Below are 21,023 nucleotides of genomic sequence, written 5' to 3' on the forward strand. Positions count from 1 at the left end.
CGCATGAAACTTGTTCTCGCCTCCACCTCAAGCTACCGGCGCATGCTGCTCGAACGCTTCCAGCTATCCTTCGAGACAGCCAGCCCGCAGATCGACGAAACCCCGTTGTCGGACGAAGCGCCCCCCGCCACAGCGAATCGGCTTGCAATCGAAAAAGCCCGCGCCGTTGCGGTGAAGTTCCCCGAGGCACTGATCATTGGCAGCGATCAGGTGGCACACATGGGAAACGAAATTTTCGGCAAACCGGGCACAAGCGAACGCGCCATCGCGCAGCTTCGCCGCATGAGCGGACAAACGGTGATATTTCATACGGCACTCGCAGTGCTCAATACGCGCAGCGGAGTCGTACAGAGCGAGAGCGTTCCCACACGCGTAAAATTCCGTGACCTGAGCGACGAGGAAATCGCGCGCTACGTGAACAAGGAGCAGCCGCTGGATTGTGCGGGCAGCGCCAAATCCGAAGGGCTAGGCATCACCCTGCTCGACTCCCTGTCCGGAGACGACCCCACCGCACTGATCGGACTGCCGCTCATCGCGCTGTCCCGCATGCTCCGTGCGGAAGGACTGCAACTACCATGACGCCGACGCCCGGAACGCTGTTCCTGGTACCCGTGAGTCTCGGCGATACGCCTTGGTCGCACTTTCTTCCGCGCGAGGTGCAGCGGATTGCTGCCACCATCCGGCACTTCGTCGTGGAAAACGCAAAGACCGCACGCGCCGAACTCAAGCGACTCGAGCACCCAACCCCGCTGCGCGAAATTGATATCCGCGTTCTGCCAGAGCAAGACAACGCCCCCGCGCTCGACGCGTTACTGGCGCCCGCCCTGGCGGGAGACAATATCGGACTGATGTCGGAAGCCGGCTGCCCGGCGGTCGCAGACCCGGGGGCAAGACTCGTCGCACGCGCCCATGCACTGGGAGTGCCTGTACACCCCTTGGTCGGACCGTCGTCGATTTTGCTGGCGTTGATGGCATCCGGCCTCAACGGACAGAGTTTCGCCTTCAATGGTTATCTGCCCGTAAACGATACCGAGCGCGACGCGCGCATCCGGCAACTGGAAGATGAATCGCGACGCCTGCGGCGAACGCAGATTTTCATCGAAACCCCTTACCGCAACGAGCGCCTCTACGAGGCTCTGCTCGCTGTCTGTCGCCCCGCGACCAGGTTATGCGTCGCACGCGACCTGACAACCGGCGACGAATGGATTCACAGCCGATCCGTCGCCGAGTGGCATAACACATCGAAACCCGAACTTGGCAGGCGGCCCGCGCTGTTCCTGATCCTGGCTACCTGATCCGATAAAAACCGACCGGATCAGCGCAGACTGATGCGCGCTAGCGCACCCATCATGCTTTCCGCAACGTCGGCACCAAAGCGTTGCGCAAATCGCTCCGCGAGGTTACGCCGGTGCGTAAAATCGCGAACCTCCTCCACCTGGAATACGTCGCGCGCCACCGACTCGACGGTGCCATAGTCGTCGGCCAGTCCCAACGCAATGCTGCGCTCCCCGGTCCACACAAGTCCGGAGAACATTTCCGGCACCTCCTTGAGGCGAGCCCCGCGCCCCTTGCGGACGACCTCGATGAACTGCTGGTGGATCTCGCCCAGCAGGCCACGTGCGTGCGCAAGGTGATCGGGACGTTGCGGCGAAAACGGGTCAAGAAATCCCTTGCTTTCCCCCGCAGACAGCAGACGGCGCTCCACACCGAGTTTTTCCATCGTGCCTACAAAGCCGAAGCTGTCCATCAACACGCCGATGGACCCCACCAGACTTGCCTTGTCGACATAGATGTTGTCAGCTGCTACCGCAACGTAGTACCCCCCGGACGCACAGACATCCTCGATCACCGCAACCACCTTCAAGTCCGGGCGCTTGAGGCGCAAGCGGGCAACTTCGTCGTTGATCATGCCGGCCTGCACCGGACTCCCCCCCGGGCTATTCACGCGCAGCACGACACCCCGTGCGGAGCGGTCGGCGAACGCACTCTGCAATGACGCAATCACCTGCTCCGCGCCTGCTTCGCCCCCCGCCTCGATGACCCCGTCGATCGACACCATCGCCGCGTAGCCCTTTCCGTCCGAAAGTTTTTCCGATGGATCGGACCAATCGCCGGCCAGGTAAATCAGGAAGCTCAGATACGCAAACCCGAGCAGTTTGAAAAAAATACCCCAGCGCCGACGGCGCCTTTGCTCAGCCAGCGACTCGAACGCCAGACGCTCCAGCACGCTACGCTCCCAATTTTCTTCACGTTTACCGCTTTCCATGATTCCGTCCCAAGCCCCTCAGGCGTTTTCCCGCAACCAAACGACGAGATCAGCCGGTATCGCGATGACACCGACTGAAGGCTCGCTTTCCAGCACCGCACGCGGATGAGCCCCGAAAGCCACCGCGAGGGCGTCAACACCTGCATTCCGGGCCATCTGCAGATCGTGTGTCGTATCTCCGACCATCAAGGTGCGATCGGGCGCGACACCCAGCTCACACATGATTTCTTCGAGCATCTCCGGATGCGGTTTCGAAAAACACTCGTCCGCACAGCGCGTGCTATGAAAAAATCCGGTGAGCCCACTATGCTCGAGGGCACGATTGAGCCCAAGGCGACTCTTCCCGGTTGCGACGGCCAGCATGCGACCGGCTGCGGCGAGCTCCTCGATCATCTCGTACACACCCGGGAACAGGGTCAGTTCGTGGTCCTTTGACAGGTAATGATGGCGGTAGCGCTCGACCATCTTCGGATAGTCGTGCTCCGGCAGTTCCGGCACCGCATGGCGCAGTGCATCACTCAAGCCGAGACCGATCACGTGCCTAGCGCGGGATTCCGGCGGCGCCGGCAGGTTCAGGTCGCGCGATGCCGCGATGATCGCATTTACGATCGCAGCCGCTGAATCCATCAGCGTGCCATCCCAGTCAAAAACAATCAGGTCGTAGCGATCAGCCATGTTTGCGCGGCTCGGTGGCATCCAGATGGTCAATGAAGGATTGAAGTTCGTCAGGCAATTGCGACTGCAGCACGATTGACTCGCCCGTTAGCGGGTGCACGAAGGACAGGTGCGCCGCATGCAAGAACATCCTTTTCAGCCCCTCCTGCTCCAACGCCTTGTTGTGCGGAAAATTGCCGTACTTGTCGTCGCCACACAACGGGAATCCGAGATGCGCGAGATGAACACGAATCTGATGCGTGCGACCGGTCTTCAGTTCCACCTCCAGCAGACTGAAACGTTGCCAGCGTCGCACCAGGCGTACGACGCTGTGCGCAACCTTGCCGTCGCTGCTTACACGTACACGCCGCTCACCTTCCGGCGTCAGGTACTTGAACAGCGGCTCCTTTACGTGCTGCAGCGGATTGGCCCAGCGTCCGGGCACCAGTGTCAGATAGCGCTTCTCGATCCGCCCCTCGCGCATCATGTCGTGTAGCGCAGTGAGCGCAGACCGCTTTTTCGCGATGATGAGCAATCCCGAGGTTTCGCGGTCGATCCGGTGCGCAAGTTCCAGCAGGCGCGCCTCCGGACGCTGGCTGCGCAACTGCTCGATGACACCGAAGCTCACACCACTCCCACCATGGACCGCCTTACCCGAGGGCTTGTCGATCACGATCAGGGCGTCGTCCTCGTACACCACCGGCAGCGGCTTGCCGGCGGGCGCGGCAGCGGTCGCCGTTGGCGCGGCAACCCGCACCGGCGGAATGCGAATCTCGTCGCCTTCCACGAGCCGGTATGTCGGCCCGACACGCCCGCCATTCACGCGCACCTCACCGCTGCGCAGGATGCGATAGACGTGGCTCTTCGGCACCCCTTTGCACACCCGCATGAGGTAGTTATCAATGCGCTGACCGGCAACAGAATCGTCCGCCCGCTCGCGCCGCACCGCAATCGCTTTGCCTTGCGCCATCATCCTGAAATATACTTGCCGCCGGTTGGACCCGGTTTTCGGTCGGCGCCCCCTCGCGCACTGATGCGGAGGAGGACGGACGACAATGAGCCCAGAAGAGCTCCCGGACAACCAAAACGTGCTGTCGTTGCCAAAAAAGGTACCGATGGTAACGCAATCGACAAACTTCGATCCATTTGATTGAATTTAGACGCGTAACGCACACGCAGGATCAAGCGTTCCGGCCCATGGCGGGAATGCATGAAATTCGACCAGCCGACCCATCAATGCCCATTACCGACCGGAAAAAAGTAGGCCTAACTACCCGCTCCTGATCTCGTAACAAGCGCGATGGTGCGCGCCGTTCGTCCTGCCCGTGGGTTTCGCGCGGGGGAACGACACTAATGAAGCGCATGCTTTTCAATGCGACGCAGGCGGAAGAACTTCGCGTCGCGATCGTGGACGGTCAGAAACTGATCGACCTCGATATCGAATCGGCCGCCAAGGAACAACGCAAGAGCAATATCTACAAAGCCGTGATCACGCGCATCGAGCCGAGCCTCGAAGCGGCGTTCGTCGACTACGGCTCCGAGCGGCACGGTTTCCTGCCATTCAAGGAGATTTCCCGCTCCTACTTCGCCCCTGGCGTCGACGCCGGCAAGGCGCGCATCCAGGACGCACTGAAGGAAGGCCAGGAACTCATCGTCCAGGTTGAAAAGGACGAACGCGGCAACAAGGGTGCGGCGCTCACGACGTATATTTCCCTAGCCGGGCGTTACCTCGTCCTGATGCCGAACAACCCGCGCGGCGGTGGCGTTTCGCGCCGTGTCGAGGGCGACGAACGCAGCGAGTTGCGCGAGGTGATGGATCAGCTCGAAGTCCCCGCCGGCATGAGCCTGATCGCCCGCACCGCCGCAATCGGCCGCAATGCCGAGGAGCTCCAGTGGGATCTCAACTACCTTCTGCAGCTGTGGCGAGCCATTGACGGTGCTGCGCAGTCGCAGTCAGGGGCCTTCCTGATCTACCAGGAAGGCAGCCTGGTAATCCGCGCGATCCGCGATTACTTTCAGCCCGACATCGGCGAGATCCTGATCGACACCGACGACGTGTACGACCAGGCACGCCAGTTCATGGCCCATGTCATGCCGGCCAACGTCAATCGTGTGAAGCGCTACAGCGATGACGTACCGCTTTTCTCCCGTTTCCAGATCGAACATCAAATCGAATCCGCGTACTCGCGCCAGGTCAGCCTGCCAAGCGGCGGTGCGGTCGTGATCGACCATACGGAGGCGCTGGTATCGGTCGACGTCAACTCGGGACGTTCCACCAAGGGTGCGGATATCGAGGAAACCGCGTTCCGCACCAATCTCGAAGCCGCCGAAGAAATCGCCCGTCAGTTGCGCCTGCGCGATCTTGGCGGCCTGATTGTGATCGACTTCATCGACATGGAGTCGCAGAAAAATCAGCGCGAGGTCGAAAACCGGCTGCGCGACGCGCTGCGCCACGACCGCGCACGCGTGCAGACCGGCAAAATCAGCCGTTTTGGCCTGCTCGAACTGTCGCGCCAACGCTTGCGTCCGGCACTCGCGGAAACCAGCTACATTCCCTGCCCGCGCTGCAACGGCACGGGCCATATCCGTAGCACCGAGTCGTCGGCACTGCACATCCTGCGCATCCTCGAAGAGGAAGCGATGAAGGAAAACACTGGCGCGGTGCACCTGCAGGTTCCGGTGGATGTCGCCACCTTCCTGCTCAACGAGAAGCGCGTTGACATCGCGCATATTGAGGTGCGTCACAAGATTCAGATGGTCATCATCCCGAATCGGCACCTCGAAACGCCGCACCACGAAATCATCCGCCTGCGGCACGACCAACTCAACCAGGAAGAATTGGGCCTCGCGAGCTATCAGATGGTTGGCAAGCCCGTTGAAGTCGACCTGCGCCTGCCCTCCAAGGACGACAAGAAGCCGGCGCGTGCCGAAGCGGTGGTCAAGGGCATCGCGCCCGGACAGCCTGCCCCGGTTGTTGAACCCAAGGCTGAGTCCGCGTCAGCAACTTCTGCCCCGAAGGTCGGCCTGATTGAGCGCCTGTTTGCCTGGCTGCGCGGTGAAAAGCCTGTCGCAAGCCCACAACCTGCTGCTGAAACCGCGCAGAAACGCGAAGCTCGCCCGCGCGGCGAACGCGGTGACAACCGCCGCGGAAACAATCGCAATCGCCGCGACGGCCAACGCAGCGACCGACCGGAACGCGAAGAGTCAGCACAGGCGCCTCGCAGCGGCGGCCGCAATGAGCGTGGCGAGCGCCCGGAGCGGACTGAACGGCCGGAGCGCACGGAGCGCACGGAACGGCCGGAAGCTGTCGAACGCGACAAGGCCGAGCGCAGCGAGCGTAGTGAAGGCTCGGGTCGCAATCGTCAGGGACGCGGTCCGCGCAATCCGCAAAAAGCACCGGAAAACCTCGAAATCGCGCCGGAACTGGAAGCAGTTGAAACCGCAGTGGCAACAAATGCTGTCACTATCGACTCCACTGCGGCTCCGGCACCTAACGCAGAAGAGGGAACCCCCGAGAAGCGCCGCCGCCGTAGCCGCGGCCGTCGCGACCGTCGCGGCAGCGAAGAGCAGAGCGGCATCGTCGCAGGCGCCGGGGACGAACTCGTGGTAACCGCAGCGCCTGGCAATACAGAAACTGCCGAGCAAGCTGAACCGATGCAGGTTGCGTCAGTTGTCGATAGCGCCATCGAGTTGCCTGCTGCTGCGGAAACCGCGGCGCCGATGCCAGTGGTCGCAAGCGCCGCGGAAGCGGTGCCGACTGGGATCGAGGAAGCCCCGATGCCGATGCCGGTGCTGGCGCAACCTACTGTCCGCGAACCGGTCGAATCGACAATCGTGAAGCCGGTCGTGACTGAAGGTTTCGTCGTCGAGACCGTCGAGGTACAGGCCGCAGTCAGCGCGGAACCCGAGTCGGCGCCTGCGGAAACCATCACCTCACCGGAGACCGAGTCGCCGCAAATTGTCACGAGCGAACTTGTCCAGCCGCCGACGATCGCAACGGAGGCAGCCGCACCCGCTGAGGAAATTGCCGTTGCGAGCGTAGCCGATATCTCCGAGGTGCCCTCGCGCGCACCATCCGCGCCCATTGATCTGGGGGCGGTGCTGACCGAAAGTGGACTGGTGATGATCGAAACGAGTCACGATAAGGTGCAAGCCTTCACAAGCGGCGCACCTCAAGAGGCCTCAACGAAGCCGCTCGGACGCCGTCCGCGCCCGGCGCCGGCGATCGTTGATGAACCGCTCCAGCAGGTAGAAACCCACAAGTCGAGCTAAGCGGACCGGCAAGAACCCGTCATGCGAAGAAGGGGCGCTCCATGTGGAGCGCCCCTTCTTGTTTTCTCAGCCGCATTTCGCTCCAGCAAGGTCAGCGCTTCGTCACAGCCTCAATCAAACCGCAGACGGCATCCTCACAGTAGTCGAGCACCACTTCGAAACCTTTCTCCCCACCGTAGTATGGGTCGGGAACCTCATCCACGGCGAATTTGTCCGCATACTGCATGAACAGTCCGAGCTTCGGGCGATAAACCTCAGGACAAGCTCGCCACATGATGTCGAAGTGAGCGGCATCCATCGCCAGAAGCAGATCGAACTCCTGAAAATCGCGCGACTCCAGCTTGCGCGCCCGTAATCCCGACAAATCATAACCGCGCTTCCCTGCCGCCTTTAGTGCGCGAGGGTCCGGCGCTTCGCCAATGTGATGACCATGAGTGGCCGCCGAATCGACGTCGATCAGCCCCTGCAACCCCGCTGACTGTATTGCATGCCGGGCAACCCCTTCAGCCGTCGGGGACCGGCAAATATTTCCCGTACATACAAACAGAACTCTCGTCACGCCTGTCCCTCTCACGATGTCCCATGCTGATCTGCGCCGAACGCACGCTGCCGCAGACGGAACAGTTCGTCACGTGCAGCCGCGGCCTTTTCAAACTCAAGGTTGCGGGCGTGCTCCTGCATTTCCTTTTCCAGTTTCTTGATCATCTTCGCAAGCGCCTTCTCGTCAATCGAGAAATATTCGACACGGGCCTCGGTCGCCGTATGCCCCAGGCGTTCGTCGTTACTCGCATAGACACCGTCGATGATGTCCTTGATCCGCTTGGTCACCGTTTTGGGCACAATGCCATGCGCCTGGTTGAAGGCAATCTGTTTGGCGCGGCGACGGTCGGTCTCGCTCATCGCGGCGCGCATCGAACGCGTCATCACGTCAGCGTACAGGATCGCCCGGCCATTGATGTGGCGCGCTGCGCGACCGATAGTCTGGATGAGCGAACGCTCCGATCGCAGGAACCCCTCCTTGTCGGCATCGAGAATCGCCACCAGTGACACTTCCGGAATATCCAGGCCCTCGCGAAGCAGGTTGATCCCCACCAGCACGTCGAACTTCCCCAGGCGCAGGTCGCGAATGATTTCGACACGCTCGACCGTATCGATATCCGAATGCAGGTAGCGCACCCGAATGCCGTTTTCCGCCAGGTAATCAGTCAGATCCTCCGCCATGCGTTTCGTCAGAGTCGTCACAAGCACCCGCTCACCAACGGCTATCCGGCGCTTGGCCTCCGACAGCAGATCATCCACCTGCGTCGTAGCTGGTCGCACCTCAACCGCCGGATCGATCAGCCCCGTAGGGCGCACCACCTGCTCAACCACCTGCCCCTGATGCTCCGCCTCGTAGGTCGAAGGCGTCGCCGAGACGAATATTGTCTGCGGCATCAAGCGCTCAAACTCTTCGAACTTCAACGGCCGGTTATCCAGTGCCGACGGTAGCCGGAAACCGTAGTCAACAAGATTTTCCTTGCGCGAACGATCACCCTTGTACATCCCGCCAACCTGCGGAATCGACACATGCGATTCGTCCACGAACAGCAGCGCGTCGGACGGCAAGTAATCGATCAGCGTCGGCGGTGGCTCACCAGGACCTCGCCCGGACAAGTGGCGCGAATAATTCTCGATTCCCTTGCAGAAGCCCATTTCATTGAGCATTTCCAGATCGAACCGGGTACGTTGCTCGATGCGCTGCGCCTCGACCAGCTTCCCGGTTTCATGAAAGGAGCGCGTGCGCTGCCGCAACTCCTCCTTGATCGCCTCGATCGCCTGCAGCACAGTCGCCCGCGGCGTCACGTAGTGACTCGACGGATACACCGTGAAGCGCATGAGCCTCTGCTTCAAATGGCCAGTCAGCGGATCAAACAACGTTAGATTCTCGATCTCGTCATCGAACATCTCGATGCGCACGGCCAGTTCGGCGTTTTCGGCAGGAAATACGTCAATGACGTCACCACGCACACGGAACGTGCCGCGCCGGAAATCGATGTCCGAGCGCGTGTACTGCATCGCGACGAGACGTTGCACCAGGTCACGGTGGGCAATGCGTTCGCCTTCGCGCAAATGCAGGATCATCGCGTGATAGTCGACCGGGTCGCCAATACCGTAGATGCACGACACCGTCGCCACAATCACGACATCACGTCGCTCCATCAGGCTCTTGGTCGCAGACAGCCTCATCTGTTCGATGTGCTCGTTGATGCTTGAGTCCTTCTCGATGAACAGGTCACGTGACGGGACATAGGCTTCCGGCTGGTAATAGTCGTAATACGAAACGAAATACTCAACCGCGTTCTCCGGAAAGAATTCGCGGAACTCCGCATACAATTGCGCCGCCAAAGTCTTGTTCGGTGCCAGCACGAGTGCCGGTCTGCCGCAACGGGCGATCACGTTGGCCATCGTGTAGGTCTTGCCGGACCCGGTGACACCCAGCAGCGTCTGGAACATCAGCCCGTCGCTGATCCCTTCCATCAACAAACCGATCGCAGTGGGCTGATCACCCGCCGGAGGAAACGGCTGGTGGAGACGAAACGGACTGCCTTCGAAAGTCATCACCGGAACGCTGTCCGTGGAATTCGTCATGCTAAAATTTCCGGCTGTTTCACGCCATTGCCAGATCGTCGCAACAACAGGGACGATCACGGCCAGACGCCCATTATTTCGCAAAATGCGGCCCAAAGCACGGCAGCATGGACCAGAACTGCAATAGCAGCTCCATCCCCCAACCGTGCATCCGCCCAACCCTGGAGTTGTTGACATGTCCGCTTCGATCTTCGCCGCCGTCGAGATGGCGCCCCGTGACCCGATCCTCGGCCTGAACGAGGCCTTCAACGCGGACACCCGCGGCGACAAAGTAAACCTCGGGGTCGGTGTTTATTACGACGACAACGGCAAGATTCCGCTGCTGGCCGCCGTCAAGAACGCCGAAAAGGCGCGCCTCGAAACGATGCCGCCGCGCGGCTACCAGCCGATCGAAGGAGCCGCCGCCTATAACAACGCGGTGCAGAACCTGCTGTTCGGCAAGGATTCCGCTCTCATCGCCAATGGCCAGGTCGTTACCATCCAGGCCCTCGGTGGCACAGGTGCGCTGAAGGTTGGCGCGGACTACCTGAAGCGTCTGATTCCTGGCGCAACCGTTTATATTTCCGACCCGAGCTGGGAAAATCACCGCGCACTGTTCGAGTCCGCGGGCTTCCCGGTCGAGAACTACCCGTACTACGATCCCGCCACCCGCGGGGTGAACTTCACCGGCATGAAGGCCAAGCTCGACCAGCTTGCCCCCGGCTCGGTCATCGTGCTGCACGCCTGCTGCCACAACCCGACCGGTGCCGACCTGACTGAAGCCCAATGGGGCGAAGTGGTCGAGGCGTGCCGCGAACGCAGCCTGGTGCCCTTCCTGGACATGGCCTATCAGGGCTTCGCCGACGGGATCGAACCGGACGCCGTCGCCGTGCGCCTGTTCTGCGCCAGCGGCCTGCAGTTCTTCGTCTCCAGTTCGTTCTCCAAATCCTTCTCGCTTTACGGCGAGCGCGTCGGCGCCCTGTCAATCGTCACGGCGAACAAGGACGAAGCCGGCCGCGTGCTGTCGCAGGTCAAGCGCGTGATCCGCACCAACTACTCGAACCCCCCCATTCATGGCGGTGCAGTCGTCGCTGCAGTGCTCAACTCCGCCGAGCTGCGCCAGATGTGGGAAGACGAACTGGCCGGCATGCGCGACCGCATCCGCGCCATGCGCGTCGGCCTGGTCGAAAACCTCAAGGCAGCTGGCGTTGCCCAGGATTTCTCGTTCGTCATCCAGCAGCGCGGCATGTTCTCCTACACTGGACTGTCGGTCGCGCAGGTTGAACAGCTCAAGAACGAGTTCGGCATCTACGCGGTGTCGACCGGTCGTATCTGCCTGGCAGCATTGAATTCGCGCAATATTGGCTATGTAGCCAAGGCAATTGCGAGCGTCTTGAAGGCCTGAAAAATACCTTAAGCAAATATTGACGCGGGCCGGCGCGGTAACTATACTGCGCGGCTCAATTCCCCGATAGCTCAGTTGGTAGAGCAACGGACTGTTAATCCGTGTGTCCCTGGTTCGAGCCCAGGTCGGGGAGCCAAAATTTCAGCTCCTGCATTTTTTGCATGAGCAGACGATACCGATCCCCGATAGCTCAGTCGGTAGAGCAACGGACTGTTAATCCGTGTGTCCCTGGTTCGAGCCCAGGTCGGGGAGCCAGACTTGAGAGGGGCGCAGGATGCTGCGCCCCTTTTTTTATCGGAGGCGGACTTATCCTCCATCGTGTCGCCGTCGATGCCGGATGTGACGTGCCGGCCCCTGATCGAACGCGTGCTTCGCCGCGGTCATACCGGCAAGCGCCGCAGCGACCTTGTGATTGACGCTCTCCTTGGGCATGACACCCTTCACGTCCGGAACCCCCGCGGGGAATCCCGTCAGCACCTCCATCGCGTCATCGACCGTATTCACCGTAAAGACGTGGAAGCGACCATTACGTGCCGCCTCCACAACATCCTCCCGCAGCATCAGGTGACGCACACTCGCGGCAGGGATCACGACGCCCTGTTCGCCGGTAAGTCCGCGCACTGCGCATAGATCGAAGAACCCCTCGATTTTTTCGTTTACCCCCCCGATCACCTGAACTTCGCCAAACTGGTTTACCGACCCGGTGACCGCAAAAGACTGGCGAATCGGGACTTGCGCCAACGCCGAGAGAAGTGCGCAGATTTCGGCAAGCGAGGCCGAATCCCCTTCGACCGGTGCATATGATTGCTCGAACACCAGACTCGCCGACAGCGACAAGGGTTGATGGCGCGCATAGCGTGCTGCCAGGAAAGCCGAAAGGATCAGCACGCCCTTCGAGTGGATCGCACCACCAAGTTCCGTTTCGCGCTCGATATCGACAACATCGCCCTCCCCAAGCCTGGCTGTCGCGGTAATACGCATCGGATGACCAAAGCGCTCCCCTGCCATTTCGACTACCACCAGACCGTTGATCTGGCCACAACGCTCACCACTGGTCGAAATCAGCGTCGTGCCTTCGACCATCGACTCCAGCACCCGCTCGGAATACCGACCGAAACGGCGCGCTCGCGATGCTATGGCCGCATCGATGTGCGCACCTCCCACCGAGCCCCCCCCTGCTCCCCTCGCGTGGAAATCCGCTTCGCGCAACAAGTCCGCCAGCTGACGCGTCTGCAAACTCAAACGCCCCCCATCTTCGGCAAGGCGCGCCCCTTGCTCCACCAGTCGTGCAACGCCGCTGCGATCGATCGGCAGGAGGCCCGAAGCACGCGCCAGCGTAGCTAATAGCCCCGCGTAGCGCATGATATTTTCGTCGGTACGCGGCATGTCGTCGTCGAAATCGGCCGCGACCTTGAAAAGCTCGGGGAAGTCAGGATCATGCTCTGTCAACAGATAAAACATCTCGCGATCACCAACCAGAACCACCTTCAAGTCGCATGGCACCGCTTCCGGTTCCAGTGTCAGCACATTGCTCCACCCCTGCGCTTCGGCCGGCGGCTCGATGCGAATCTCGCGCGCCCGCAACGCCCGCTTCAGACCTTCCCAGGCGAAGGGTTGTGTCAGCAGCCGTTCGGCATCAAGGACCAGGTAGCCGCCACGTGCGCGATGCAAGGCCCCGGCGCGTATCAGGTTGAAATGGGTCACCAGCGTTCCCATTTGCGCTATGTGCTCGATGCGTCCGATCAGATTTCCAAACACGGGATTGTCTTCACACACCACCGGTGCGCCGCGGGTCGTCGAATGGTCCACCAAAAGCTTTACCTGGTAGCGATGGAAACGCGCCCCCGCATCGGCTTCCGAAACCTCCTCCTCGTCCTCGCCGGGACTTGCCCACTCCTCGCCGCTCTCCAGCACATCGTGGGTAATTGCATCGAAGAAGACCAGCACCTGCGGAAGATCGGCATAGCGTTCGCGCAAGCCCCGCATCAAGTGGGTGATAGCCGGACTCAATGCGTCGCGCACCGCACGCTTGGTCGCCTCTTGAAGCTCCTTGCGCCAGCCTGGGAACTGCTCCAGCAGATCCGCGAGACGATCACTCCACGCGCCCACTTTTGCCTCGATCGTCTCACGCGCCTCCGGCGCCAAAGCGTCGAAGTCCTCGGGTGACATTGTCTGGCCATCCTTGATCGGGGCAAACACGAATCCCTCAGGCGTCCGCATCAGCGACACCCCCTCAGCCGCGCAGGCCTGACTCAGCTCACGCAGCACGCCCTCCTCGCGCGACTTGTGGGTCTCCTGCAAGGATTCAACCCGACTGCTATGGGTATCGCTGTCGAGCGCAGCCTCGATTGCCGGCCCGAGATCGGCAATGAAGGCCTGCATGTCCGCGCGGAGTATCGCTCCGCGGCCAGCCGGGAGGGTCAGCAAACGTGGTCGCGGCGGATCGTCGAAGTTGTGCAGATAACACAGATCGGGCGGCACCTCGCCTCCCTCCGACAGCTCCCGCAACAAGCGGAACACCGCGGCATGCCTACCGGTACCGGGCTCCCCCAGCACGAAAACATGGTACCCGGGCTGCCCCATCGCAAGCCCGAAGCGAAGCGCCTCCTCGGCACGCGCCTGACCGAGGCCACCCGCCAGATCTTCGAGACTTGCCGTAGTTTCAAAATCGAATACGTCGGGCGCACAACGGACACGCAGTTGTTTCGCAGGAAGGGGCTGTAGGTCGGCCATGTTCTTGTTCTCCTGACGCCGATAATGAAACGGGGGCATTCCCGCTTAGCCGGAAGCCCCCATCATCATCACCTTCCCTCTTGCTCACAGGCAAGCGACTCCCTAGCGATGCCCCCTACGCGAGATATCGCCCCAGCGCGTATCGTGATGCGCGACGTCGTTCTCAAACTGGGGAAACCGGCGATCATGCTCCATGAGCAGGGACATGATGGTCCCTGCGTGCTCCTTCGGGAAACCCTGCCGGGTACCGCCCCGAGTATCAGTCATCAGCAGGAAGAGGAATCTCCTACACTCTGCGGTCCCCCACAGCGCGTCGATCCTGCGCAAATGCGGAAAACGCTCATAGAGATTTTCGGTTGAAGTTTCTGTAACTCGCGCAGTCATTGGCAAATCCCTGTCCAGCGTCATCGAGGACCGATACAACTCTATTACTTTGGTGCTATATCGAGCAAACTGGTTCCGCAACACTCGGGAAACTACTGATCATTGTAGCCACAAGCGCCGCGGTCGCGCGCACACTGGCGAGACGGCCCGCACGGCAGAGACCTTGCGCACGTCACCGGCGCTGCCGATAATTGTCCATGGAGCCACCGCACGCATCAGATCCGATGGACCTCCGGCCACTCCAACCGTCACCGGTTAATCCTGTCAAACACTCAATGAAATTCATACCGATCCATCCCGCACCCGTGATTCCTCCCAAGCAAACGCCTGCTGTCCTGGCGCCTGCCGGGGCTCCTCTGCGGGATCTGCGCGGTCGCACGGTCCACGACCTGCGAATCTCGGTCACCGACCGCTGCAATTTCCGTTGCGTGTATTGCATGCCGCGGGCGGTATTCGACGCAGATTACCCCTTCCTGCCGCGCAAGGAACTGCTGTCGTTTGAGGAAATCACCCGTATCGCCAACCTCTTCGCGGCCCGCGGCGTGCGCAAGATCCGGATTACTGGCGGCGAGCCGCTGCTTCGCAAGCATGTCGAGAATCTGATTGCCCAATTGGCGCAGATTCCCGAAATCGAACTGACGCTCACCACCAATGGCGTACTGTTACCGAGGATGGCACAGACCCTGCGCGATGCCGGCCTGCACCGGGTTACTGTCAGCCTTGATGCCATCGACGATGCAACCTTCCGCGCCATGAATGACGCGGACTACCCGGTCTCCGCAGTGCTCAAGGGTATCGACGCAGCGGCGGCAGCCGGCCTCGGACCAATCAAGGTCAATATGGTCGTCAAGCGCGGTGTCAACGATCAGGGCGTGCTTGACATGGCCCGTCACTTCCGCGGCTCGGGCCATATCCTGCGGTTTATCGAATTCATGGATGTGGGCAGTTCCAACGGCTGGGAGATGGGCGCAGTTGTACCCTCGCGCGAGATCATCGAACGCATCGACCGCGTTTTCCCCCTCGAGCAGATTGACCCCAATTACTCAGGTGAAGTCGCCGAACGCTGGCGCTATCGTGACGGCAGCGGCGAGATCGGAGTGATCTCATCGGTCACCCAGGCCTTCTGCTCCACCTGCACACGTATCCGGCTCTCCACCGAAGGCAAGCTGTACACCTGCCTGTTCGCCCAAAGCGGTCACGACCTGCGTGAACTTCTGCGCACGGGGGCAAGCGACGCAGAAGTGGATCACGCCATTGCTGCCGTCTGGCAGGGGCGAGACGACCGCTATTCGGAAATTCGTACCGCCAATACTGGCCTACGCAAGATTGAAATGTCGTATATCGGCGGGTAAGCATTCGACACGCCCTGCACATTCTTGGCCGCGTCAGCCATTTGCCCAGCGTAGCAATCTACGCACATCCCTCCACCGAGAACCACGGCGCGCAGACGCTGCTGCAGGCGACTCGGCGAATCGGTACATCCACAGCCCGCCCCCTGCTCGATTGAAATTATTCCAGTCGAGCGGGTGCGCGAGTGATTCCTTTTGGATTTCACGATCCACATATCTCGCACGCCGGGGCTGACAAGATTACCGACACATTCATCCCGAAAACGAAGTTACAGTCGGCATCAAATTTGCTTACATTCGATGACTCTCGCCGAATGAGTTCTGATTCTCGCTGACTGCAGCACATCTTGGCTTCACCGGTCCCAAAAACGAGAACAACGCATCCGCATACACAATGACATTAGCGGCAATTCTCCGATCGAGCGTACCGATGCTGCGCACGCTCGTCACCAGCATAATGGTCGCGACAACCGTCGCCCTTCTCAGTGGCTGCGCCACCGAGAAGGGCTCTGTATCGGAGAAAGAGCACGTCATCCAGTTGCAGTGGCCCGCGCCTCCAGACCCTGCACGCTACGCATATGAAATCACGCTGCGTGCCGCTGCCGATATTGAGAAAGAAACAGAAGACCAGCGCCTCAAGCGAATGCTGACAGGTGGTTCGTCGTCCGGCGAACCCCTCTACAAAAAGCCATCAGCCATCGCTGCGCGCAAGGGGCGCGTCTACGTAGCCGACCCCCCTACCGCTTCAATCGTCGTTTTTGATGCTGCGCGCAGAAAGACGTTTCGCATCGGGGTACGTGAACCGAACAACAGCCCACGGCCTGTGTCGCTCTCGGTGGACGACAAGAGCAACGTCTACGTGCTTGATTCAAAGCTCAAAAAGGTCATGGTCTATGACTCGCTGGGCCTCTTCCAGTTTTCGGTTGGCGATCCCAAGGCGTTTGCCAAACCAGTGGGGGTCGCTGTTAGCGGCGACGGCCAAAAGATTTTCATCGTAGACCGGGGAAGCATCGAAGAAGACGATCACAAGGTCATCGCGTACGCACCCGATGGATCGGAACTCTACCGCATCGGCCCCCGGGGGCATGGTGAAGGGCAATTAAACGTGCCGCTCGCGGCAACAGTGGCACCGGACGGCTCCTTGCTCGTTCTCGATTCCGGGAATTTTCGGATTCAGTCATTTGATACGGAAGGTCGGTATCGGTTCTCCTTTGGCGAAGCCGGCGCTGGATTGGGCCAGTTCTCAAGACCAAGAAGCATTGCCACCGATAGGGAAGGAAAAATCTTCGTGTCGGACGCGTCCTTCAACAACGTTCAGATTTTTGATCCGACCGGCCGGCTCCTTATGTGGATTGGCAATTCGGGCCTCCGCAACAACCCGGGAGAATTCGGACTCCTCGCCGGAGTCGCCGCAGACGAAACAGGGCGCCTTTACATCGCAGACCACTTTCATAACAAGGTGGAAGTTTACCGGCCAGTTCTCACAGCAGAGCCGGGAAAAACGGGTAAATAGACAAGTGCACCAAAAAACTTCTTTGTCATGCTAGAGTCTGCCGAATAGCATAATTAATGAAAAAGACATGTCGATCTCTCACATACGGTCACATCAATAACAATGAACAATCCACACCTGGACACCAATAAACCGCTGCCCGCGCATGCGTTCGGGGCACACGATCAACTAGTGACGCTGCGCACATCTCGTTCCACCGGCTCATATCAGGCAAAAACCCGCTTCTGCGCAAACGCCGTCCCGACTTTGGACGCTTCATTTGGAGTGACCCAAGCATGAACGCAACAATAAGAAAAGTCGCTATCGGACTGTCCGTCGTCACGTTTGCCGCAGTCGCCTGGGCAGGCTCGGACACTGGAAGAACAAAGTTCTCGAACACCGGCGGCATCACCAACACGCGGCATAACCTGACACAACGGCCGATCGGCACCGGTTCGGCGTTCATGGATGGGTCACGGAACGACTACGGCCAAGTCTGCGTTTACTGCCACACTCCGCACGGCGCAAACACAAAGATCCAAGTTCCGCTGTGGAACCGCACGATTCGCGGAAATGTGACGTTTAACACCTACAACGAACTCAATACTAGTTCGCTCACGCAGGCGGTTACCCGCCCAGGGGCAAATTCCCTGTCCTGTCTATCGTGTCACGATGGACAGACGGCAGTTGACTCAATCATCAACATGCCAGGTTCGGGACTGTACAAGGCCAGCCAGGAAGACGCCGCAACCACCGATAACGGATTCCTCAACCTCTGGACGAAGGGCGGGGATGGCGCCGGATCACCCACTGAGCATACCGGTCTGAATAACAGCGGAGCCGGATGTCTGGCATGTCATGCGCCGGGCGCTTTTGTCAACGCCACGGACTTCCGGGCCTTCGTCATCGGCACCGACTTGCGCAACGATCATCCAGTAGGGATCACATTTCCGACAAACAACACGGACTTCAAGGCAACCACGGGAGCCAAGGGGCCAACCAGATTCTTTGATGTCGAGGGCAACGGCAACCTGGACTCCAAAGACATTCGCCTTTATGACACAGGGGATGGCCCAGAGGTCGAATGCGCCTCCTGCCATGATCCTCATGGAGTCGATAGCGGCGCGGGAACGTTCAATGCGTCGTTCCTGCGCGTCTCAAACGACGGCAGCGCTGTCTGCCTGACCTGCCACACGAAGTAGCACATCTGGCGGGGAAGTGGGGCTCGATTATGTCGAGCCCCATTTTTTTGTTTGCACTTTTATTCAGCCCTTGCTGAAACGATTTTTCCGGCGGATCCGGCATTCGGCTGCAAGCAGAGTGGCAAAGCCAGTGCGCGGAGGCGCCCACAAACAAGCAATCAGGCGAGTGAACGTAACGTCGCCAGTGGCGAGCGTTTCAGCAGCGTGCGCGTTCCCAGCCAGCCGCCGGCGACGACGGCGACACCCCCTGCAAGCATCGCCAGCATGAGTGGCCAGATTTCGGGCATGTAGTCGATCTTGAACGCGTAGCGTGCGAGCAGCCATCCGATCGCACTCGCTCCAGCGGCTGCCAGCACGGACGCAACGCCACCCAGCACCGCGAACTCGGCGATGAGTGCCTGGCGCATCTGACGATTTCGGGCCCCGAGGGTCCGCAACACGGCAAGTTCATAATCACGCTCGTCGTGTGTCGATTGCAGCGCGGCAAATAGCACGACAAACCCTGCCAGCAGGGCAAATCCGAACACGAACTGCACGATCAGAATGAGTTTGTCTGTCATCGACTGGACCTGGGCGAGCACGGCTTCAACATCGATGACCGAAAGATTTGGAAAACGGCTGACGAGTTCCGTCGTCAGCCCCGGATCCCCCGGCGCAAGGCGGAAGCTCGTGATCAGGCTGGCGGGGTCCGCTTCGAGCATCCCTTCTGCGGCAATGAAGAAGAAATTCACCCGCATCGAATCCCAGCTCAGTTTGCGCACGCTGCTGATTGGGGCCTCCACTGTCCGCCCTGCAACATCGAAACGCACCTGATCACCGATCTTCAGGGCGAAGGTTTCGGCCAGCCCTTGTTCCACCGAGAATTGTGGCGCTGATCCGCTACCGTGCCAGCGTCCGTCGACGACCTGGTTCCCATCGGGCAATGCGCTGCCGTAGCTGAGGTTGAATTCCCGTTCGGCGAGACGACGAGTGCGTTGGTCGACGTAATCATCGGGACGCACCTCGCGACCGTTGATCGCAACGAGACGCCCGCGAATCATCGGCCGGATCGCAGGGGCGTCGAGATTGCGCGCCTTAAAGAAGTCAGCGAGTGGTTCTCGCTGGTCGGGCTGGATGTTGATGATGAAACGGTTAGGAGCATCGGGCGGCGACATGCGGCGCCAGTTGTCGAGCAGGTCCGCACGAATCAGGGTGAGCAGCAGCAAGGCGGTCATCCCCAGTCCGAGGGCGCTCACTTGAATCACGCTGGCCCCCATGCGGCGCACCAGCGATGCCAGACCGTAGCGCCATCCGCTCCCTCCCAGGGCCCCCTGCCCCCGCAGACGCGCCAGCAGGCGCAATACCCACCAAGCCGCTCCAGCAAATACGGCAAGCGCAACGGCAAACCCGGCGGCCACGAAAACGCCGAGACGGAAATCGCCGGCGATCCAGAAGACGATTGCAAGTAGTGCAGTGGCCCCCGTGGCCCACGCGATGCCGCTACGCGATTCGACCGTGGTGATCTCGCGACGCAAGACGCGCAAGGTCGATACGCGACCGAGACGCAACAATTGAGGCAACACAAACCCGATGAGCAGGACCAGGCCCACCGCGAGGCCATGTGCAAGCGGGATCAGCGACGGCGCGGGCAACTCCGTCGCCATCACTTGGACGAGAATGACCGCAAGCCCCTGCTGAACACCCCAGCCGAGCCCGGAGCCCATCGCAGCTGCGACCACGCCGAAAAGGATGAATTCGCCGATGACAATGCGCAATACTTGAGTCTGCCTGGCGCCGAGGCAGCGCATCACGGCGCAACCGTCAAGATGGCGGCGCATGAAGCGGTGCGCGGAAAGTCCGACGGCGACGGCAGCAAGAATGACGGCCAACAGTGCGGCGAGGCGGAGGAAACGCTGCGCCTGATCCAGCGCATTGCGGACCTCGGGTCGCGCATTGTCGATGTTTTCGACGGACTCGCCACGTCCCATGCGTTGCCGCGCCCAGCGCTCGAACGCGGCCACCGCATCGGCATCGCCAGCAAGGTGAAGGCGCCAGCTCGCACGACTGCCTTCGATGAGCAGACCGGTGTCGGGCAGATCGACGGCGTTGAAGATGGCACGCGGCAGGAGGCTGAAAAAATTCGCCCCGCGGTCGGACTCGAAAGTGAGCATGCCACCGACGCGGAACTCCAGTCGCCCGAGACCGACGCGATCCCCGACCGACACGCCCAGTGCGACAAACAATCGTTCGTCGAGCCACACTTCGCCGCGATCCGGCATGCCTTTGGCGAGCGCGTCAGGCTGATTGGGGCCGGGCGCGATCCGCACGCTGCCACGCAATGGATAGGCAGGATCGACGACCTTGACACCGGCGAGTTGCGCTGACGCTTCCGTGCTGACCATGCTGGTAAACAGGACGGTATTGGCGCTGCGCAGACCTCGCCGCGCAGCCTCCGCCACGAAGGCGCCATCCCACGGGTGATCGGCACGCAGAAGAAGGTCGCCACCGAGCAGCTGGTTCGCCTCGCGGTCGAGGCCCCGTGCGACACGGTCGGCGAGGAATCCGACGCTGGTAAGGCTGGCGACGGCGATCACGATGGCAAGCCCCAGCAGATGGAGCTCGCCGGCGCGCAGATCGCGCAACATCATGCGCAGGGCGAGGCGAAAGGTATTCATGCGCT

Annotated in this window: 14 protein-coding genes and 2 tRNA genes; 9 read left to right on the forward strand and 7 right to left on the reverse strand. The window is 60.7% G+C overall.

Going from position 1 to position 21,023, the window contains the following annotated elements:
- Positions 1–3: 3 nt before the first annotated feature.
- Both GPA25_RS04705 and GPA25_RS04710 read left to right on the forward strand, forming a co-directional pair.
- Entirely contained in the window at positions 4–579 is a 576-nt protein-coding gene (locus tag GPA25_RS04705) for a Maf family protein (protein WP_169259203.1), read from the forward strand.
- Positions 576–1,295 (forward strand): SAM-dependent methyltransferase, encoded by a 720-nt coding sequence (locus tag GPA25_RS04710; protein WP_169259204.1) that lies wholly within the window; start codon positions 576–578, stop codon positions 1,293–1,295. Before GPA25_RS04705 ends, GPA25_RS04710 begins: the two co-directional genes overlap by 4 nt.
- A gap of 20 nt (positions 1,296–1,315) precedes the next feature.
- Here GPA25_RS04710 and GPA25_RS04715 read toward each other — a convergent pair whose 3' ends face one another.
- From GPA25_RS04715 to GPA25_RS04725, 3 genes are read right to left on the reverse strand one after another with little or no spacing between them, the layout of a single operon-like run.
- Positions 1,316–2,266, reverse strand: coding sequence for a S49 family peptidase (locus GPA25_RS04715; RefSeq protein WP_169259205.1), 951 nt, complete (start codon positions 2,264–2,266; stop codon positions 1,316–1,318).
- A gap of 18 nt (positions 2,267–2,284) precedes the next feature.
- On the reverse strand, positions 2,285–2,941 hold the full coding sequence (locus GPA25_RS04720; protein WP_169259206.1) for an HAD-IA family hydrolase: 657 nt from the start codon (positions 2,939–2,941) through the stop codon (positions 2,285–2,287).
- Positions 2,934–3,893, reverse strand: coding sequence for an RluA family pseudouridine synthase (locus GPA25_RS04725; protein ID WP_169259207.1), 960 nt, complete (start codon positions 3,891–3,893; stop codon positions 2,934–2,936). The genes GPA25_RS04720 and GPA25_RS04725 overlap by 8 nt, the downstream gene beginning before the upstream one ends.
- Positions 3,894–4,273: 380 nt before the next feature.
- Between GPA25_RS04725 and GPA25_RS04730 the strand changes: the two genes are divergently transcribed.
- Positions 4,274–7,192: an Rne/Rng family ribonuclease gene (locus tag GPA25_RS04730; RefSeq protein ID WP_169259208.1), complete on the forward strand. Its 2,919-nt coding sequence runs from the start codon at positions 4,274–4,276 to the stop codon at positions 7,190–7,192.
- A gap of 91 nt (positions 7,193–7,283) precedes the next feature.
- Here the strand turns inward: GPA25_RS04730 and GPA25_RS04735 are convergent, their stop codons facing one another.
- Together GPA25_RS04735 and uvrB are read right to left on the reverse strand one after the other, a co-directional pair.
- Complete coding sequence (locus GPA25_RS04735; RefSeq protein WP_169259209.1) at positions 7,284–7,751, reverse strand: arsenate reductase/protein-tyrosine-phosphatase family protein; 468 nt, start codon at positions 7,749–7,751, stop codon at positions 7,284–7,286.
- Between the two features lie 11 nt (positions 7,752–7,762).
- Positions 7,763–9,820 (reverse strand): excinuclease ABC subunit UvrB, encoded by a 2,058-nt coding sequence (gene uvrB, locus GPA25_RS04740; protein ID WP_281357687.1) that lies wholly within the window; start codon positions 9,818–9,820, stop codon positions 7,763–7,765.
- 175 nt (positions 9,821–9,995) lie between these two features.
- Between uvrB and GPA25_RS04745 the strand changes: the two genes are divergently transcribed.
- The 3 genes from GPA25_RS04745 to GPA25_RS04755 all read left to right on the forward strand — a co-directional run bounded on the left by GPA25_RS04745 (position 9,996) and on the right by GPA25_RS04755 (position 11,459).
- On the forward strand, positions 9,996–11,204 hold the full coding sequence (locus tag GPA25_RS04745; RefSeq protein WP_169259210.1) for an amino acid aminotransferase: 1,209 nt from the start codon (positions 9,996–9,998) through the stop codon (positions 11,202–11,204).
- 60 nt (positions 11,205–11,264) lie between these two features.
- Positions 11,265–11,340: transfer RNA gene (locus tag GPA25_RS04750), tRNA-Asn, on the forward strand.
- Positions 11,341–11,383: 43 nt separating this feature from the next.
- Positions 11,384–11,459: transfer RNA gene (locus GPA25_RS04755), tRNA-Asn, on the forward strand.
- A gap of 51 nt (positions 11,460–11,510) precedes the next feature.
- Here GPA25_RS04755 and GPA25_RS04760 read toward each other — a convergent pair.
- Positions 11,511–13,937 carry a Lon protease family protein gene (locus GPA25_RS04760; RefSeq protein WP_169259211.1) on the reverse strand — a complete coding sequence of 809 codons (2,427 nt, stop codon included), beginning with the start codon at positions 13,935–13,937 and terminating at the stop codon, positions 11,511–11,513.
- 659 nt (positions 13,938–14,596) lie between these two features.
- Between GPA25_RS04760 and moaA the strand changes: the two genes are divergently transcribed.
- From moaA to GPA25_RS04775, 3 genes are all read left to right on the forward strand, one after another.
- Positions 14,597–15,673: a GTP 3',8-cyclase MoaA gene (gene moaA, locus GPA25_RS04765; RefSeq protein ID WP_169259212.1), complete on the forward strand. Its 1,077-nt coding sequence runs from the start codon at positions 14,597–14,599 to the stop codon at positions 15,671–15,673.
- Positions 15,674–16,100: 427 nt separating this feature from the next.
- Positions 16,101–17,183 (forward strand): NHL repeat-containing protein, encoded by a 1,083-nt coding sequence (locus GPA25_RS04770; RefSeq protein WP_169259213.1) that lies wholly within the window; start codon positions 16,101–16,103, stop codon positions 17,181–17,183.
- 275 nt (positions 17,184–17,458) lie between these two features.
- On the forward strand, positions 17,459–18,364 hold the full coding sequence (locus tag GPA25_RS04775; RefSeq protein WP_169259214.1) for a cytochrome c3 family protein: 906 nt from the start codon (positions 17,459–17,461) through the stop codon (positions 18,362–18,364).
- Between the two features lie 158 nt (positions 18,365–18,522).
- Here the strand turns inward: GPA25_RS04775 and GPA25_RS04780 are convergent, their stop codons facing one another.
- The gene (locus tag GPA25_RS04780) at positions 18,523–21,018 is read right to left on the reverse strand and encodes an ABC transporter permease (RefSeq protein ID WP_169259215.1); all 2,496 of its coding nucleotides are present in this window, start codon (positions 21,016–21,018) and stop codon (positions 18,523–18,525) included.
- Positions 21,019–21,023 lie beyond the last annotated feature (5 nt).

It is taken from the genome of Aromatoleum diolicum, from assembly GCF_012910955.1.
GTDB classification, from domain to species: domain Bacteria; phylum Pseudomonadota; class Gammaproteobacteria; order Burkholderiales; family Rhodocyclaceae; genus Aromatoleum; species Aromatoleum diolicum.